The sequence below is a fragment of the Corynebacterium anserum genome, assembly GCF_014262665.1.
GTDB lineage: Bacteria > Actinomycetota > Actinomycetes > Mycobacteriales > Mycobacteriaceae > Corynebacterium > Corynebacterium anserum.
In genome coordinates, this window is record NZ_CP046883.1 from 1,462,627 (window position 1) to 1,480,987 (window position 18,361).

Genomic DNA, 18,361 nt, shown 5'->3' on the forward strand with positions numbered 1-18,361 from the left:
CCTGGATTTTAATCCACGCTAACTTCCACAGGGCCGGCTACATCGAGCTCGAGAATGCGAATGCCCCGCTTGCTAGCATCTGCCAACAAGTCTTTGTCTATCTCATCCGTGTGCAGCACCATGACGGTCGGTCCCGCACCCGATAGGAACGCTGGATAGCCCTGGTTGCGCAGGCGGTTCACCCACTCCGCTGTCACCGGAAGTACCTCTGCGCGATACGTCTGGTGTAGTCGGTCGCGGGTACCCTCCCACAACAATGAAGGATCATCACGCAATGCCACGGTCATTACTGCGGTCCGCGAGACATTGAAACGCGCATCAATGTGGCTGACGTCGGTCGGCAGTACGCGGCGAACGGCTTCCGTCGACGCGTGGAAGTCTGGCACGAGAGCCGTGATTTTGATGTCCTTGTGGACTTCGATACGAGAGGCATAATACTGCGGAGCGGTGTGGCCATCGACCGGAATGTTGGTCCATGACACCACGGCATCGCCGAGAATGGATGCCGCCGCATTATCCGGATGCCCTTCGAAGGTCGACGCCAACTGGATCAACTTCCGGTTGTCCAAAGGAAAACCAGCGAGCCCGTTTGCTGCAGCCACCCCCGCGACTGCTGCCGCCGCGGACGACCCGAGACCACGCGATTGCGGGATGGAATTGTTGCACCGCACGCGGAGACCTCGTGCGGTCACGTCTGCGGCTTTGAGACCCTCACGCAGGGCGCGCACCACCAGGTGGCGCTCGTCGAGAGGAACTTCCCCTGCCCCTTCACCCGTGACCTCTACCTCGAGTCCAGAATCGATGACCTCGATATCCAGGTGGTCATATAGGCTCACAGCCAGGCCCAACGTGTCAAAGCCAGGTCCCAAGTTAGCAGAGGAACCTGGAACCTTAACGTGAACCTTCTTGCCTACGGGGATCTCAACACTCATGATGGAAGACCTCGCCTCATCTAGCTTTCCATGCGGATGACTGAGCGGATTTCCTTCACCGCATCCAGTTCCTTCAGACACGTCACTGTGCGGTCAAGATCGGCTTCTTTCGCAGTGTGGGTGATAACCACTAGGCGTGCGCCGTCATGAAGGCCTTCCTGCCGGACGGTCTTGATGGATACGGCATTGTGAGAGAAGACGTTGGCAACCTCTGCAAGCACACCCACTCGATCCGCGACCTCCATATCGAGATGGTAACGGGTATCGATACTGCCGAAGTCCGCGATAGGAAGGGCAGCGTACGTCGACTCTCCTGGGCCACGGCCGCCGAGCACAATGTTTCGAGCCACAGCAACCACGTCACCCAATACGGCGGAGGCAGTGGGCCCACCGCCTGCACCATTTCCGTAGAACATCAACCCACCAGCGGATTCCGCTTCCACGAAGATCGCGTTGTAAGAGGCAGAGACGCTGGCCAACGGATGGGATAGGGGTACGAGAGCCGGATACACACGAGCGGAGACGGACTCGTTCCCCTCCTCATCCTTCAGACGTTCACAAATCGCCAACAGCTTAATCGTGGAGTTGGCAGCCTTCGCCGCCTTAATGTCATCGGTGGTGATGTGGCGGATACCTTCTGTGTGCACATCGTCACTGGAGACACGGGTGTGGAAAGCTAGGGACGCTAAAATAGCTGCTTTCGATGCTGCATCGTAGCCATCGACGTCCGCTGTCGGATCAGCCTCTGCATAACCTAGTTCGGTGGCCTCCGCGAGCATCTCATCGTAGCTAGCCCCACGGTTGTACATCGCATCGAGGATGAAGTTTGTAGTTCCGTTGACAATGCCCATCACTGCCTCGACCTTGTCGCCGGCCAATGAGCGTAGCAACGGCCCCACCACTGGAATGGCCGCAGCAACTGCGGCCTCGAAAAAGAGGTCGACGGCAGATTTCGCAGCGGCTTCAGACAACTCCGCAGAATGAGCTGCGATCAGCGCCTTATTAGCAGTGACAACAGATTTTCCGGCTTTCAAGGCCGCGTTGACGACCTGGCGAGGGTAATCGATCCCACCGATGACTTCGATGACGAGATCAATGTCGTCGCGCTTCACTAAGCTCAGGGCGTCGTCGGTCAACAGGGCACGATCCACTCCCTCACGTGGGCGCGAGAGATCGCTCACAGCAACACCGCGCACCTCGAGCCTTCCGCCAACCCGAGCAGCGAACTCGTCACCACGGACGTCGAGCAAACGCAGAACCTCCGCCCCCACGGTACCCAACCCCAGTAAGGCTACCCCGACAGTAGCGCCAGCACCCTTGCCTGGACGGACAGAGTAGGACGTAGATTCAGCCATGGGTTTTCTCCAGATACGTTCGCGTCAGCAGGGATAAAATACTAGGCAAGTCTAACGCACCAAGCTCCCCGACGTGGCGCGCGGGAGGCCTTAAGTGCGATAGAGCTCACACCGTCGTAGGGCCGGGTCCGCTCATTCCAGGCGAAACTCTCAATGCACAGCACAGTGCGAACTCTCCGGTACACACTAGTACCGACAAATGTGACCGATGCCTATTGCGCCCATAACGAGGCCGCAAGCTAGGCCTCAGGCCCGGCTCATGGTTAGGTCTCAAGCGACAGGACATCCTCAATGGTTTCGCGGCGGATCATCACCGCCGACTCACCGTCTTTCACAGTGACAACCGGAGGACGCATCATCATGTTGTAGCGAGAACTCATGGAATAGCAGTAGGCGCCGGTAGCTGCAATCACCAAGAGATCACCAGGGCGCACATCATTTGGCACCGGCAAATCATTGACAAGAATGTCACCCGATTCGCAATGAGAACCGACAATACGGCAGTGAACCAGGTCCCCCTCGACTTCGCGATTAGCGATACGCACGTCATACTCTGCCTGATACAGGGCAGGACGGATGTTATCGGACATACCGCCATCCACGGAAATGTAGCGTCGAACGGTTCGATCCGACGTCTCCACATCCTTCACGGTGCCGACACGGTACACGGTGACCATAGACGGACCAGCAATCGCGCGGCCGGGCTCCACGTTCACCACTGGGCGAGGGACCCCCACCTTATACGAGGCTTCAGCGACTTTCTCCAACAGATTCGCCGCGACATGCTCCACATCCAATGCCTGCTGATCTGGCATGTAGGCGATGCCGTACCCACCACCGAGATCCAAAATGTTCAGCCGCTCCCCCTCCTCACGGGGCAGCTCCTGCAACAACCCAGCCCACATCTTCAGTAAGCGTTCCGCCGCCAAGACAAATCCCGCAGCATCGAAAACCTGAGAACCAACATGGCAATGCAAACCACGGAAGGAAAGATTCTTTGCATCTACGCAAGCCATGGCGGCGCGATACGCTGCACCAGAGGCCAAAGAGAAACCGAATTTCTGATCTTCATGGGACGTGGCGATGAATTCATGGGTATCGACATGCACACCCGGAGTCACGCGAACCAAAACATCCTGTTCGCAGCCAACAGAAGTAGCTACATCGGATAAGAGAGAAATCTCCTGGAGAGAATCGATAACAATGAGCTCGACGCCGGATTCCACGGCCAGAGTGAGAAAATCACGAGACTTATTATTTCCGTGCACGGTGATGCGCTCCGGTGGAAAATCCGCGGCTAAAGCAACCTGCAGTTCACCTTGGCTCGCCACGTCAAGTGCGAGTCCTTCTTCAGCCACCCAACGGCACACTGTCTTGGAGATGAAAGCTTTCGACGCATAATGCACGCGCTGGCCACCCCCAAAAGCCTTAGCAAGCCGGCGGCAGCGACTACGAAAATCATCCTCGTCCAAGATAAAGGCCGGGGTTCCATAACGCTCAGCGATGTCCGTTAAAGGCACACCGGCCACGGACATCACCCCATCAGCGCGTCGCGCGGTATTACACGGATACACGTGGGCGGGAATGGCGTTGAACTCCTCAGTGGACTGCGTCCTTTGGCGCAATGGCACCGATGGCAGATGAACCAGTGGATCCACTGTATCTACATCCTTTCTGGAGCTGAAACACCAACCAAACCCAAGGCGTTGGCCAGAGTCTGGCGGGTAGCAGCGGCCAATGCCAAACGAGCTCGGAACACCGGAGCTGCATCAGCGCCCGTCGGTTCTTCACCCTTCGGCAGAATCTGACAAGAATCGTAGAAACGGTGGAATGTACCCGCCAGTTCCTCTGCGTAACGGGCGACACGGTGTGGCTCACGCAATTCCGCAGCCGTGGCGACAACCTTCGGAAACTCACCCAGAGTACGGATCAAGTCGCCCTCCCGAGGGTGAGTCAATAACGACAGATCTGCGTCCTCTGCTTCCACACCACAGTCCACAGCTTTACGAGCAAGGGAAGAGAGGCGAGCGTGACCGTATTGAACATAGAACACCGGGTTATCAGACGTCTGAGAAGCCCACAGATCCATGTCAATATCCAAGGAGGAATCCACCGAGGAACGGATCAACGCGTAACGAGCCGCATCCACGCCGATAGCCTCGACTAGATCATCAAGGGTGATTACAGTACCTGCACGCTTAGACATACGGACGGCCTTGCCGTCCTTGACCAGATTGACCATCTGGCCGATGAGAACCTCAACCTGTTCGGGGTCGTATCCCAACGCTGCAGCAGCTGCCTTCAGGCGCGCAATATACCCATGGTGATCGGCTCCAAGCATGTATATACACAGATCGTGACCGCGCTCAATCTTGTCCACGATGTACGCAATGTCTCCAGCGATGTAGGCGGCGTTGCCATCGGATTTGATGACCACGCGGTCTTTATCATCACCGAAATTGGAGGAGCGTAACCACCATGCACCATCAGCTTCATAGAGGTTGCCATTAGCCTTCAACGTGCTAATGGCCCTGTCAACCGCACCGGACTCGAACAGGGAATTCTCGTGGAAGTACACGTCAAACTCAGTACCGAATTCCTTCAGGGTGCGCTTGATGTGGGCAAACATGAGCTCCACACCCTGCGAACGAAACAACTCGCGGGCGGCGGCCTCATCCAGTTCGGACCAGTGTGGGTTGGCCTGCGCGACCTGACCGGCGATATCGTGGATGTAGTCGCCTCCATAGCCATCTTCTGGCGTCGGCTCACCTTTAGCCGCAGCGATCAGAGAATGAGCAAAGCGGTCTATTTGCGTACCGTGATCATTGAAGTAATACTCACGGGTCACTGTGGCGCCGCGAGCTGCTAACACTCGCCCAAGAGAATCTCCCACCGCAGCCCACCGCGTACCGCCCAAGTGAATCGGCCCAGTCGGGTTGGCTGAGACAAATTCTAGGTTGATGGACTGTCCCGCTAGTTCGTCACCTGTTCCGTAACCCGAACCAGCGGCCAGAATGTCAGCGACGATCTTTCCCTGCGCCTCGGCGGCCAACCGAATGTTAATGAAGCCTGGGCCAGCAACCGTGGCCTCCGCAATGCCTTCTTTCTCAGCGAGGGCATCAGCCAACCAGGTACCCAACTGGCGTGGGTTTGTACCGGCTCGCTTTGCTAACTGCATGGCAATGTTAGTTGCATAGTCACCGTGTTCTGGGTTACGTGGACGTTCAACAGTCGCTGGTTTTTCAACGACGCCACTATCCAAGTTCTGCTCGTCCAACACGCTACGAGCAACATCTGTAATTAAGGCGGAAAGTTCTGCAGGAGTCACAGTGCTAAAGAGTAGCAACTGCACTCTGGGTTCCTCGCGTTAGTGGTCATTAGTGTTGTCGTGGAGAAATACGATCGCTCAGCGTCGCTGGATGGGAATAGGTCGTGTCTCCACGCGCGCTCGTAGCCTAGGGGCTGGACGAGAGTTTTCTTTGGAGCCGCTCTGGATCCCTCTTGAACTGTTGACAGACCCTTTGTGCCCCCATTGCGTCTTGGAGTACAACCTGTCTTGACCAGTTGAAGAGGCCCATCGATTCAGTAGTTGCCGAGGCGGTGTCACAGTGTAGGAGACAACGGTGCTAGACTCATTTCCCGTATCGGCGCTTGGCCGCTACACGCCCTCGTAGCTCAGGGGATAGAGCACTGGTTTCCGGTACCAGGGGTCGGAGGTTCGAATCCTCTCGAGGGCGCTTTGCTGTTTCTCACCCCTTTCCCCGCCAGGGACATCGGACGCGGTCGTAGTCCAAAGTAAGCTACTCTGCGGTTGTAATGCTGTCGATGGACAGCTGGCGAGCACCGGGGATTCCGTCGAATCGTTCCACATCGCATGTGAGTACGATGACCTGGTTGGTCCGTCCTAGGTGCCCCAGAAGATTATTCATGCTTTCGATGCGATGAACATCGGAGAATCCCAGCGCATCGTCAATAAAGATCGGCACTGCTTCCCCGCCACCAACTAATCTGGCTACTGCTAGACGAGCCAGGATAAGCATTTGCTCACGCGCCCCGCCTGACAACTGCTGCGGTTCAAGATCAATTCCCCGCAATACACGTTTAGTAACCGAGAAATCTTCCGCTAAGTCGAAATGCACCCCCGGACCATAGACCACTTCGGCGAGTTTTTCGAAGGTTTCTTTGAATGGTTTCTCGTACTGAGCCTGCATATCAGCGCGGGCTTTCATTACTGTCTCCGACAGCAGCCGCGCAGCATGCGCCTGGGCCTTGATGCGAGCGTAGTCACTCTCCGCTCTTTCACATTCTGCCTGGGCAGAATCTCGGCGATCAGCTGCATCAGAACGTCCGTCAAGATAGGCCTCATTGGCAACTTGATCCATATCGATCTGGCGCAGTCGCTGCTCAAGATTATGAACTCGGCCCTGGGCCTTCTTTAAATTGCTGCACGCAGTATCTAGCTCCACGCCTGCGTTCGCCTCGCGACCCTTCTGAAGCTCGGTTTCTGCCTCCTCCGACGCCTGTAACGCCTCCTCGACCGCACAAGATAAAGACTCATCTGATTGTTCTTGCCGGGCCGATGCCAGGGAAGCTGCGTATTTCGCTACAGTTCTCTCCGCTGAACTGTGTGCTGCTTGTGCTTTGAAAAAGGACTTAGTTACCTCAGAGGTTGCGCCGCTACGCAGGGACTCAGCGCGCAGGTTCTTATCAGCCTCATCAGCCACCAAACGAGATTGGCGCACCATACGAGAAAAGTCTGTCGCTGGCTCCATCTCAATCAGGCAGCGCAAAGTGGCTATATCTCCGGAGAATTCTTGCCCTCCGCCATCGCTTGTGCCCGAATCACTACCTGCCCGCTCTTCAGCATCCCTGTTGCGAGTACTAATACCTGCACAATCATCATCCGCGCTGCTGGCCTGATCCCCAATATCGGTTTTCCCCAGGGCGCTATCTTGGGCTACTAGTCGCTCATGGAATTCAGACAAAGTCGAGTCACTGAAACCGTGTGCTCGATAATCCTCGAGCATGTGCGTGACTTCCTTATCAGCACGAACATATTCAGCGTAAGTTCCCTGTAGCTTCTGACGAATACTGTCCGGAGTACGCCCTGCTACGACAGAGCTCATTTCTATGCTCAACTCGGATAGCTTTTCCTCTATTTTTTGTCGCTCATCGGCTTTGTCTTCTGCCTGAGCCAGAAGGGCAGTGCTGTCGCCGTCAGCAAGTTGCAGCTTCTCGGACAGGGCGCGCACATCATCTTGAGCGCGTTGCACAGCACGATCTTGGTCTGCTTGGTCTTGGGTCGGAGTGACCGTGACAATGAAGTCCCCCATGGTAATCTCACGCCGGCTTGCGATAGAAAGCTCTGTTCCCTCTTCGCCTAGTTCATAGTGTTCTCCAGTATCGTCGCTGACGATCTCCCCCACTGGGCCGTCAATGTGCACGGAGGTCGCTACCGCATCGCGCAGCTGAACTGCAGCATCTAGCTGAGCTATCGCACGGCGTAGCTCAGTCATCACTGCGCCCGTAGCGGGGTTGAGAACTAGTTCACGCTCTAAGTCGGTTTTGCGTGCCTCTAGCACAGTGAAGTCCTCGAGTACCATCTGATCCGCCACGATCGCTTCTGCAGCCTGCAAACGCAGATACGCTGCCTCAACCGCGCGATGCAGATTATGCGCTGCCTTGCTTCGCTTCTCTAACTCTTCGATACGCTTCTCACGATCTTCCGCGCGCTGTCGCTCTACTTCTTGAGCCTCCTGCGCAGTTTTCAAGGCGACAGCATGTTTTTCCAATTCATGGGTTTCTTGATTCAGCTGCTCAATGAGATTTTTCCTGGTGTTCCACTGGTTCTCAGCCAGTGCGTGGCGCTGTTGCGCGGTGGCTACTTTGTCCTCGAGTTGCGCGAGCGTCGCGGCTACTGTTTCTGCTGTCTTAAGCTCTGCTTCACAGACAACTACGGCTTCGCGAGCTTCAGGAAGTTTCTCAGAAATACTGGCTTTTTCTCGCTGGAGATGATCGAGTTTACCGATGTAGTCTTGCGCCTCGCGGTAGGTTTTCTCAGCATCAGCGAGTGACTGTTGAGCAGCTTCGAGCGCGTCTTTTTTCGCCCGGAAATCACTTTTGGCTTTTATCTGGCCAGTCGCTGTCCAGTACCTTGCATATTCTTTTTGGATGGCCTCGAACAAACTGCTTGCATAAGAATTGTCCGACGCTTCTTCCCCAAACGCAGAATCCTCCATGCCTTGATTGTTATTCGCCATCACTGTTGCCAGCGTGGAGACCTGCAACGCGGCAAAATCATCGAGGCTTTTGCCTTGCTCAATGGTCAATGCCGCGAGTAGTGTCCGATCCGTTTCTGCGTTGAGAATATCCCTGAAGCGTTCTTCCGCCTCGCGTCCTACAATGGTCTCCTGTTGCGGTTCAAAGATGTCTAGTACGGCCTTACCGGAATTCGGTCGATAGAATTTCTCTATTCGCACACGGTAATTCCCTACGCTGAGCTCAGCGGAGATCTGGGGGTGATCATCCCTATCCCGAGGGAAATTTTCTTTCACACTCTTGGCTGCAGAGTTCACCTTGACATCACTCACCAAGAGTTTGAAAGCCTTGAGTAAGGTGGATTTTCCTGCCTCATTAGGGCCATAAATTACCGTGACTCCGCTGTCCTTAAGCTCGAGACGCGCCTCACGGAGGCCAGCGAAGTTCTCGACATTCAACTTGTGAATCTGCAGCATGGTACGGCTCTATAATCCCTTCCCCACGTTGGCATTCAGACGGAACAACAGGCGCAGGGCATCGCCCGCTTCTGTGTCTTTGTTGGTGGCACGCTCAGCCAGTTCCTCCGCTGCGTGTTGCATATACCCGCCGCCTACATGCATCGACGACAACTCATCCATATCAGGGGCGACATGCAGATCCATGCACCGGCGCCGTTCATAAAGAGCGGCAAACCCCGGCGCGAGGCCACCAATGGTGTCTTCCAACCATCCCGATGTAGTGAGATCCACTGTGCCTCGCAGAGCATATTTGATAGCTGTGTGGCGCTTATTCTCCACAGCCCTGAGGCGCTCTACGAACGCCTCGGCATCTGCGCGGCTGTTCACATCAGCGTCCATCGCCACAAATGTCCACTGACCTGTGCGGTGTTCCGCTACGTCCACTGTCGCTGGATGAGAAGCAGCCTCCTCATCCACTGTTATGTCCACTACCAGCGCATAACCGGAATGTGTTTCGCCCCCACCATTGGGCTCCCGATACGCAGTGACCTCGTGAGCGCCGGAGTACCACACGGTTCCTGCTTCGTTCAGCCGGGTCGTCGAATGGGTATCTCCTAGCGCAATATAGTCAACAATGCGCTGATCACAGGCTTGCGTTGCTCTACCGACATCGATAGCACTCAGGTTGAAATCATCGCCGAAGGTGGCAACCGCACCATGTCCCACTAATATTCGAATCTCACCGGCCTCTGCTGAACCATAGTTCTGCTCTGTTTCGGCCACAGCGTGAGCTACAAGGTCCGTCGAAGCTCGTTTAGATTTCAACGGGGCACCAATAATACGCACACTGTCACCGAGTTCCTCACTAACGCGGACGGGGTGTGTATCACGCAGCACGATCACCGGTGCTCCATCCCCGGTCGCGGCTCCAAGAGCCTCGAAATCGGGATTGTTGTAGATACTGGCGGCATCGAGCGGGTCATGGTTGCCCGGTAAAAGGAATACGGGTACCGGAGCATGACCAAGCACATCCATTGCACGGCGATAGACCTCCGGTTGCAATAGGTTGTCATCGAATACATCTCCAGCGACCACGATGGCCTGACAGCCCTGCTCGCTAGCCACACTGAAGATCCTTTCCACGCCATTGAGACGAGCCTCGGCAAAGCGGATGCGCGATTCCTCTCCGAGAAAATGGGCGGGCATACCCAGTTGCCAATCCGAGGTGTGGAGGAAGCGAAAACTTCTAGTGCGAGTGCCCAGCGATGCCTCCTCGGGCCTCGCATCTCGCACTGTATCCGGCGCAGACACGTGCGGCGGCAGCTCATCTGACGAGGATGAATATGATGCCGATGGGCTAGTGCTAGTCATAGTCCTCATTCTTATCAGTGGGGCGAGACAAATAGTCCTTTTCCCATGGGAGTTTATCGAATATCTTTTCTATATTGACAAGATTTTCATAGCATCGTTCTAACTCGTGATGCGCACGTAGCTGATCCACTCCCGTCCAACTCACAGTGCGTAATGCAGCCATAAGGGCCTGACCATCGCCCTGATCTAGACCGAGTTCCTGCGCAAATTCACCCCATGTCACCCGTTGGTCAGGACTGCCCCAGAAGCGTATCGGATCGACAATTTCAGCAGCGGCCTCTTCCCCTCCTGTGTTCTTCCCTACGCCATACTTACTCGATGCCGCTTTTTTATTCGACGCCACGTCTCTCCCCGAGTGCGTTCCTCTCCAATTTTCAAGAGCGGCTGCACCCGTCTTCTCGTCAGCCTTGCGCAGCTGAGCCATAAACGGCTCGGGATCGATCCCACGCAACCGAAAGATCTGCTGCGGATCTCTTGTGAGCTGCGCAGCCACTGCATAACCCACTGCCACAGCGTGCTTACACACTGCAGCCCGATCCGGGCACGTACACGACACCTGCCTCAAATGGTCTGGCCGCATAAGGATGGTGGAGACTTCCTGACCGGGAGCTCGTCTGTGCATGAGGCTGCGTAGATGAGACTGATCCATCAACAACTCTTGCTGTAGAAATGCTCGCTTCCGTTCAGGTAGATTCTTCAGACGAAAGGTCACGTCAAAGGGTTCGAGCTGAGTTCCATCGACCAATCCAGTAATGATATTTTCTGCTAATTCCACCCCCAACACTTTTCCTCCGCGGTAATACTCACGTCCGCGGGCGAGGCGACCGGAATCCGTATTCTCCGCTAGTGCTTCCATCAACTGAGCGGATGCCCAGCTCTCCGATTCACCTCGAGGAATACTCGGCAAGGAGTTCGCGGCTTCAGCCGCTTCTTTGCGACGACGCGCACCGAAATCGGCCATGACGACGTTCTCCCCCCATCGGGTAGGCAGTCCTCGCCGGCGCCCACCGCCGCCGCCATGACTGCCGTTGTTATTCGAAGTCATCCCCAGCACTCCTCGTCCTCATGCGTATCTCAATTGCCCTTGTCGGTTCTCATCGCTCATGTCCTCTTTACCGTGATCACGGTGTGTCGCCGCTCAAGCGTCTCTCGCATCGCTTCTTAAGGCCATCACAGTCACGCTATATTCTTCAGGATTGCTCTCCTATTGTCGTGATAGCCTCACCGACCAGCGCTTCTTCAGATGCTGTTTTCAGTCTCCACAGCTCCTTAAGATCATCATCGTCCAAGTTCGCAATCCATCCTTCGCCTGATCCGATGACAGCCCCAGCCAACTCACGCTTTCCGGAAATGATGTCGTGGATGCGCTCATCAAGCGTCCCTTTAGCCACCAGCTTATAAACAGTCACATCTTTATCCTGGCCAATACGGTAGGCACGGTCAGTAGCTTGATCCTCTACCGCTGGATTCCACCAGCGGTCAATATGCACCACCACGCTGGCTTCCGTCAGGGTGATCCCCGTTCCACCGGCGCGCACTGACAACACCATGATCGGTGGGCCATCCGGCGATTGGAACTGAGTCACCATAGCATTCCTCGCTGTACGGCCACTACCTCCATGGAGCATAGGAACATTCACCGCATAACGCCGTTCTAGTTCGGGGATGAGCATGCGGCCAAACGATGGGAACTGCGTAAATATCAGAACCTTGCGCCCGTCGGCACGAGCTGCGTCGACAATCTCCAAGAGTCTCCGCACTTTGTGCGATCGATGCTTACCGTTCCTCATCAAGCCAGAGCCATCGCCCGCATAGTGAGCCGGATGATTACAGATCTGCTTGATCTTCACCAACGCGCCGAGGATCATTCCGCGCCTCGACTGCTGCTTAGCGCGTAACTGTTCCTCCATGTTCTTAATAAACGCCTCATAGAGAGCAGCTTGCTCATGGGTCAGGGGGATAAGCTCCACAATGTCTTTCTTCTCCGGAAGATGTAGCCCCACGGTCGCGTCGGTTTTTAAACGTCGCAGGATAAACGGCTGTACCAACCGCTTGAGACGTTCGCGCGCCGCTTCATCGCCATAGCGCTCCACAGGGATAGCCAAACGATTATGAAACGCCGCTGCACTTCCTAGAATCCCCGGATTAGCGAAGTCCATAATCGCGTACAAATCTGAGAGCCTGTTTTCTACTGGAGTTCCGGTTAGAGCTATACGGTGATCAGCTTTGAGAGAACGCACTACACTCGACTGCTTGGTTGCTGGATTCTTGATATTTTGAGCCTCGTCGGCGACTATCCGATGCCAGGTCAGCTTGCCGTACCGTTCTGGATTACGCGACAGCGTGCCATACGATGTCACCACCACATCTGATGCTCCTGCTACGTCAACAAACTGACTATCCGCAACCCTCGCGGAACCGTGATCAACAAGCACACGAAGATGCGGCACGTGACGCTTAGTCTCCTGCTTCCACGCTTCTACGACACTCGTTGGGGCGACGACGAGCGTCGGCCCAAGCCCCTGATTTTCATCCCTCACCTGATCTTTCTCCCAGGCAAGCAAGGCCAACACCTGCAGCGTTTTTCCCAACCCCATATCATCTGCAAGGATTGCCCCCAGCCTATGCCGATACATCCACACGAGCCAATTCAGCCCTCGACGCTGATGGTCGCGCAGTTCGGTGAGCACCGTTTCCGGCACAGCTACAGGCTCAGGCGGGTCAATAGGCTCTGTCGAAAACAGCCTGTCCAGCCATCCACCGGCCTCGATACGAAACTCGTGGTCGCCGTTACTATCTTGTTCTGCCGACGCCAAAGCTTCCGCCTCTAGCACCTCCCGCAAGGTTATGCGCGCGGCGCCTGTGTCTAGGTAATCCTCAGCGCGTTCTTCTGCCTGGGTTTTATCTTGTGTGTTTGCCTGAGCCAATTGACGGAACCAACCACGTGTGCGAGCAAGCACAGCTTGATCAAGATACACAAAATGTCCATTAACAGCTACGATGCCGCTTGCGGAGTTCATCATCTCTCGGCGAATGGCGCCATCCACTGGTTCACCGTCAACAGACACGTCCCATTGGAAATCCACCAGTTGATCCAGTCCAAGCTTTCCCGACCCGGCACCGGTACCCACTGGATTGGCCACAACGGACACGCGTGGACTCACCCTTGCCCATCCACGCGGAACCATAACCTGCACTCCGGCAGCAGAAAGCTTTCCGATACCACTGGACAACAGCGCGTGTACATCATCCGCCGTCAAGCCTAAGGAAACAACGCGGTCTCGTGATGGATTGGCCGTCACAATCTCCGCCGGGGGATACCAGACACCCTCGTCCAACCAGTGCACTACCGGTTGCATCCGAGCCTTGAACGCTGGCCACGCAGTGCATATGCGGTCCAATGCCCTGCGCAAACGCGTCCTTTGGGCATCTGTTGCCTCGGTGGCAATGACGGGCTGCACAGGACCGTCATTTACTCCTATTGCAAGGTCTAGGCGCCACCGCACATCATTGATGTCTACCTCCCCTGCATCCACCTTGATGGCTACCTTGTCAGGATCCGTTGTGCCGCCAACCTCATGGGGCAACGATGTTGTTTGCTTCCCAGTGCCGGGTGAGGCAACAGTCGCGTCAGACGGAGCAGAGAGAATAAGCACAACACGAGAGGCTTCATCCTCCGCCGAGGTACGCCAACGGTTCAGAGCAGACACAGTGTCCGCCGTGACCCGGCGGGCGGGTTCCCCCTCCACCAACGAGTGCACAAAGGGGGTCTCTATTTCACCCCCGCCAACGATGCTATCGCGAGCACCGAGCTTATCGCGAAGAATACGGACGGTAGCCCAATGTGTAAGGTCATCCGCGCACTGGCCCACCACATCGTAGGCACCATTACGGCTCAGAACCTGCGGAACGCTCTCGCGGAAACGTTGAAGAACCGACAGGTGATCCCCTGCGGTAGACATCATCCATCGGGGAAACCACTCATTGTCGATCCGGTCCATGCGCAGCATGACACGCCCGGACTGCACTACATCACACACGAACAAATAAAGGTCAACCAGGAACACAACTTCCGGGCTGAGGGCGGGAATACTCCCCCCAGATTGCGGCCTTTGTTCCTTGACAAAACAAGCTAACGCCGCGAGCACACCCAAAGACTGTTCCGGTGTAAAGGACACGGTAGGAACCGGTAAATTTTTCAACTTTCCCCGCGGAGTGGCGAGCCATTGCCGTCCCCTCACACGCAACGGCCTGACCTGCACTAAGTGTAGTAATTCATCCGGTAGACCTCCAGGTTCCACATCACGGACATCAGTAACCACACCGTGCCCCTCAATACGCTCCACCCACAGGTGTAATCCGCCACCGCGAGGCCACAACGCGTGCACCTGATGACTGAACTCCATGCATGAAGTTTTAGCACGAGGGTCAGACAGCAGATCATTTCCTATAGGGTGGAACGGCACAACGTTCGAAGAAGAAACCTTCGGCAGGCCGTGCCCACTCAGGCTTTTACCCATCGAGGTACACGCCGAGTACACGACGGCGGAGGTCTTCACTGCGACGATTCATAAGGAGTGGACACACGTGTCAAACCTCTCGTGGTTCGTGACAGCAATGGTGGCTTACCTGATCGCCATGCTGCTCATCGGTTTGTATTCCTTCAGGAAGACAGATGAGTACGAAGACTACATGCTGGCAGGACGTAACTTGCACCCATTCCCGGCGGCTCTGTCCGCGGGTGCATCGGACATGTCCGGGTGGCTTTTGATGGGTCTCCCCGGCGCCCTCTATATGCTTGGTTTCTCCGAGTTATGGATGGCTATCGGTCTACTCATCGGCGCAACGGTTAACTGGTGGATCACCGCTCCGCGCCTCCGGGCCTACACCGAGGTGGCGAATAACTCCATCACGTTGCCCTCTTTCCTAGAAAATCGTTTTCAGGATCGTAGCCACGTTCTCCGCGTGGTCTCTGGCATCGTGATCCTCGTGTTCTTCACCTTCTATGTCTCCTCCGGTATGGTTGCCGGTGGCCGATACTTTGAATCCACCTTTGACGGCGACTACATGACCGGGCTCATTGTTATTGCAGGAGTGACCGTAGCCTACACCTTCATCGGAGGTTTCCTCGCTGTCTCCTACACGGATATGGTCCAGGGCATCATCATGTTCGTGTCTCTCATTCTGGTGCCGGTCATTGCCCTCATAACCATGGATGATCCGAGCGCCATCTGGACTTTTCAACGAGAGCACGCTTATGGACTAGGTACCATCGAGCCAAATCCCCACTGGTTCTCCTTGTTCACCGGCCTATCCTTCGTCACCATCATTTCGAACCTCGCTTGGGGTTTGGGATATTTTGGTCAACCCCACATCATCGTTCGCTTCATGGCTCTGCGCAGCCCATCCGACGCTAAAGCGGGCATGCGTTATGGCATTGGCTGGATGTTCCTGTGCCTCGTCGGCGCTATTTTTGTAGCTATCATCGCGCCAGCTTTCTTCGGCATGAACCCCCACATTTCCATCACTGACCAGACCAACTTTGAAACGATTTTCCTGGATATGGGACGTATTCTGTTCCATCCTTTGATCGCCGGACTAGTTCTCACCGCTGTATTAGCCGCCATTATGTCCACGATCTCTTCCCAGCTACTGGTGGTTTCCTCAGCACTAATCGAGGACATCTACAAGGGCCTCATCAATAAAAATGCCTCCGATTCCGCGCTGAAGAACCTTTCCCGCCTGTCCGTCATTGCGGTTGCAATTTTGGCCGGAGTTGTTGCAGCCAATCCGGATTCCGGGATTCTCGCTCTCGTCGAATTCGCATGGGCAGGTTTCGGTTCCTCCTTCGGACCGGTGATCGTTGGAGCACTGTTCTGGCGCCGCCTCAACACCCCCGGGGCCGCCGCAGGCCTCGCTACTGGTGCGGTCGTCGCCTTCATCTGGGGTGGTCTCCCAGCCTTCGGGATCATCGACAAGCCATTCGGACTCTACGAAATGATCCCTGGTGTCGCAGCCAATATCATTGTCATGGTCATCGTTACCCTGGCCACCAAAGAGCCGTCCCAGGAGATAACTGACACCTTCGACAAGGCTGTGGCACTGTCCAAGGCCGCCGCAGCTGATCCTGAGAAAGACTTCGACGAGGCAGCAGCGCAGATTGATACCAGGAGTGCACCAGCCACGTAGCTTTCTCTCGTCCGGGCGCATCGGTCATCACATGAACCACCACACGTAGGCCGCCAAGGGCAGTGACCGCCAAGGGCGAACCTTTCCCCCGTCGTTGGAGTCTTACGCATTATGACCATTCATAATGCGCTTCGACTTCCCCGGCGGGCTTTTTCATTTGCCTGCGTGGTGGCTGTTGTGCTGGTAGCTACCGTGAGGGTTCCCGCTTTCCATCCTTTCCTGCACCCCAGCCCTCCTGTGGAACTGCGCGCAAGGGTAGAGCAAGCTTTGGACGTCGCTCATATCATTGATCGGCGTCTACGGGTCTTAGGGTATGAGCGTTCCTTGTTTGGATCGGGGTGGGCTATGACCGTCACAGCGGAAGGCACGTATCTCAGCACACGTGATGCGGTTATACAACGGGCACACCGTGCCTTAGCTCATGATGCAAGGGAACAGCGTTCCCTGTCCAACAGCCAGCGGGAACAGCAAGGTTTAGATGATTACACGGGTGAGGCAGTGACGGCGTCGGCGATCGAGATCGATCACATCGTTCCCCTCGCCGCTGCGTGGGATCTGGGAGCTCACAAGTGGGATATGGCACAAAGACGCCGTTTCGCTAACGACCTTGCCCTTAACCTCGCCGCGACCTTTTCCCAGCTCAACCGCGAGAAGTCCGACGCCACATTAAGCCACTGGGTACCACCAGACGAGACACGACAGTGCTCTTATGCTGCCCGTTACCTCACAGTCATCACCGAATATGGTTTGGATCTTCCTCGGGACGACGCAGAGACGGCACGGCAAGTCTGTCACATCCGTTAAGTACACAGCCCTGCCATATCCGCTTTCGCTCAGTGCACAGCTTTGTCACATTCGCCACATACACAGTAAAGCGACCAGTAGATGTACGGAAAACTCCTTGTGCACCGCCTATAAAGCTATCCACGGGATATCCTCTATGGGGCGGATGAAACCATACACAGGACGCATCGCGGGGCAGCCATCGCCATCCCACACTACAAGGAATGTGAACTGCATTACCTTAAGGCGCGCCTGATCTGACATTCACAGAAATCTTTGCCAAAGTGGTGGACATGTCCAATTTCATCGTTATTCTGCACGTACTTGCTGCAATCCTGCTGATTGGCCCGGTTGCCGTATCTACATCTATGTTCGCCCCTCAGCTGCGCAAGGTCGACAGCGGAAGCGAAGATGCGAGTACCCTGCGGCTGCTGCACAGTATCACCCGCGTCTATGGACTCATCTCTCTCATTGTTCCGACGCTCGGTCTAATCGCCATGTTCACCGTCGATGGGGCAATGAAAAACCCCCTCATCCACACCGGATTGCTACTCTCCATCATCGCGTGGGTCATTTTAGTATTCCTGGTCATTCCACGTCAGCGGCTGGCACTGCTCTCCGTGAACGCTCTCACCCCTGCTGACACCCCAGCATCCGAGAAGGAAACTGCCGCGCTGCACAAAGTGGATACAGCCAAACTGCCTGCTCACATTGCCATGTTCGGCGGAATCTTTAACCTGTTGTGGTTCATCACCGCACTACTCATGTTCTTTGCGTAGATTCTGTATCTTGCCGCAGAGACGACCATACATAGGTCATCTTGCATAACATGCTCTTGTCGCCGCTGCTCTGGTCCTTTCATGATCAGACGGCGGTGTCAGAGCGAGACAAAATCCTCCGAGGAAAGCAAACTTTTCACGCTCTCTCGGAGGATTTATTCATTGGACAATTCACCCGCCGTGCGAACAACAGGGCTGCCGGCTAGAAAGCCCTGAGCACTAGGGCTGTGTGCTGA

The 18,361-nt window shown here is 55.6% G+C and carries 11 protein-coding genes and 1 tRNA gene; 4 read left to right on the top strand and 8 right to left on the bottom strand.

The features are described 5' to 3' along the window. Nucleotides 1–8 precede the first annotated feature (8 nt). From thrB to argS, 4 genes are all read right to left on the bottom strand, one after another. Nucleotides 9–932: a homoserine kinase gene (thrB, locus tag GP473_RS06100; RefSeq protein WP_185770042.1), complete on the bottom strand. Its 924-nt coding sequence runs from the start codon at nucleotides 930–932 to the stop codon at nucleotides 9–11. 20 nt (nucleotides 933–952) lie between these two features. Further along, nucleotides 953–2,287: a homoserine dehydrogenase gene (locus GP473_RS06105; protein ID WP_185770043.1), complete on the bottom strand. Its 1,335-nt coding sequence runs from the start codon at nucleotides 2,285–2,287 to the stop codon at nucleotides 953–955. A 263-nt stretch (nucleotides 2,288–2,550) separates the two neighbouring features. Further along, entirely contained in the window at nucleotides 2,551–3,945 is a 1,395-nt protein-coding gene (gene lysA, locus GP473_RS06110; RefSeq protein ID WP_246394712.1) for a diaminopimelate decarboxylase, read from the bottom strand. Nucleotides 3,946–3,950: 5 nt separating this feature from the next. Next, a complete protein-coding gene (gene argS, locus GP473_RS06115) occupies nucleotides 3,951–5,615 on the bottom strand; it encodes an arginine--tRNA ligase (RefSeq protein ID WP_185770044.1) in 1,665 nt (554 codons plus the stop codon). Nucleotides 5,616–5,951: 336 nt separating this feature from the next. Here argS and GP473_RS06120 point away from each other — a divergent pair. Next, nucleotides 5,952–6,024: transfer RNA gene (locus tag GP473_RS06120), tRNA-Arg, on the top strand. Between the two features lie 63 nt (nucleotides 6,025–6,087). Here GP473_RS06120 and GP473_RS06125 read toward each other — a convergent pair. The 4 genes from GP473_RS06125 to GP473_RS06140 form a co-directional block, all read right to left on the bottom strand. Beyond that, entirely contained in the window at nucleotides 6,088–9,021 is a 2,934-nt protein-coding gene (locus tag GP473_RS06125) for an AAA family ATPase (RefSeq protein WP_185770045.1), read from the bottom strand. 9 nt (nucleotides 9,022–9,030) lie between these two features. Then, complete coding sequence (locus GP473_RS06130) at nucleotides 9,031–10,374, bottom strand: metallophosphoesterase family protein (protein ID WP_185770046.1); 1,344 nt, start codon at nucleotides 10,372–10,374, stop codon at nucleotides 9,031–9,033. Continuing rightward, nucleotides 10,367–11,419 (bottom strand): SWIM zinc finger family protein, encoded by a 1,053-nt coding sequence (locus GP473_RS06135; RefSeq protein WP_185770047.1) that lies wholly within the window; start codon nucleotides 11,417–11,419, stop codon nucleotides 10,367–10,369. Before GP473_RS06135 ends, GP473_RS06130 begins: the two co-directional genes overlap by 8 nt. Before the next feature lie 145 nt (nucleotides 11,420–11,564). Further along, the gene (locus GP473_RS06140; RefSeq protein ID WP_246394713.1) at nucleotides 11,565–14,780 is read right to left on the bottom strand and encodes a DEAD/DEAH box helicase; all 3,216 of its coding nucleotides are present in this window, start codon (nucleotides 14,778–14,780) and stop codon (nucleotides 11,565–11,567) included. Nucleotides 14,781–14,991: 211 nt separating this feature from the next. On the opposite strand from GP473_RS06140, the gene putP reads away from it, so the two are divergent. The 3 genes from putP to GP473_RS06155 all read left to right on the top strand — a co-directional run bounded on the left by putP (nucleotide 14,992) and on the right by GP473_RS06155 (nucleotide 18,125). Further along, nucleotides 14,992–16,563 carry a sodium/proline symporter PutP gene (gene putP / locus GP473_RS06145; protein ID WP_185770722.1) on the top strand — a complete coding sequence of 524 codons (1,572 nt, stop codon included), beginning with the start codon at nucleotides 14,992–14,994 and terminating at the stop codon, nucleotides 16,561–16,563. Nucleotides 16,564–16,674: 111 nt separating this feature from the next. Next, nucleotides 16,675–17,367: an HNH endonuclease family protein gene (locus tag GP473_RS06150; protein ID WP_186276717.1), complete on the top strand. Its 693-nt coding sequence runs from the start codon at nucleotides 16,675–16,677 to the stop codon at nucleotides 17,365–17,367. 272 nt (nucleotides 17,368–17,639) lie between these two features. Continuing rightward, nucleotides 17,640–18,125: a hypothetical protein gene (locus GP473_RS06155; RefSeq protein WP_186276718.1), complete on the top strand. Its 486-nt coding sequence runs from the start codon at nucleotides 17,640–17,642 to the stop codon at nucleotides 18,123–18,125. The last annotated feature ends 236 nt before the right edge of the window (nucleotides 18,126–18,361 follow it).

Coding starts and splice junctions, on each gene's coding strand:
- GP473_RS06140 (WP_246394713.1), bottom strand. CDS start 14,780: ATGGAGTTCAGTCATCAGGTGCACGCGTTGTGGCCTCGCGGTGGCGGA.
- putP (WP_185770722.1), top strand. CDS start 14,992: ATGGTGGCTTACCTGATCGCCATGCTGCTCATCGGTTTGTATTCCTTC.
- GP473_RS06125 (WP_185770045.1), bottom strand. CDS start 9,021: ATGCTGCAGATTCACAAGTTGAATGTCGAGAACTTCGCTGGCCTCCGT.
- GP473_RS06155 (WP_186276718.1), top strand. CDS start 17,640: ATGTCCAATTTCATCGTTATTCTGCACGTACTTGCTGCAATCCTGCTG.
- GP473_RS06130 (WP_185770046.1), bottom strand. CDS start 10,374: ATGACTAGCACTAGCCCATCGGCATCATATTCATCCTCGTCAGATGAG.
- thrB (WP_185770042.1), bottom strand. CDS start 932: ATGAGTGTTGAGATCCCCGTAGGCAAGAAGGTTCACGTTAAGGTTCCA.
- GP473_RS06135 (WP_185770047.1), bottom strand. CDS start 11,419: ATGACTTCGAATAACAACGGCAGTCATGGCGGCGGCGGTGGGCGCCGG.
- GP473_RS06150 (WP_186276717.1), top strand. CDS start 16,675: ATGACCATTCATAATGCGCTTCGACTTCCCCGGCGGGCTTTTTCATTT.
- GP473_RS06105 (WP_185770043.1), bottom strand. CDS start 2,287: ATGGCTGAATCTACGTCCTACTCTGTCCGTCCAGGCAAGGGTGCTGGC.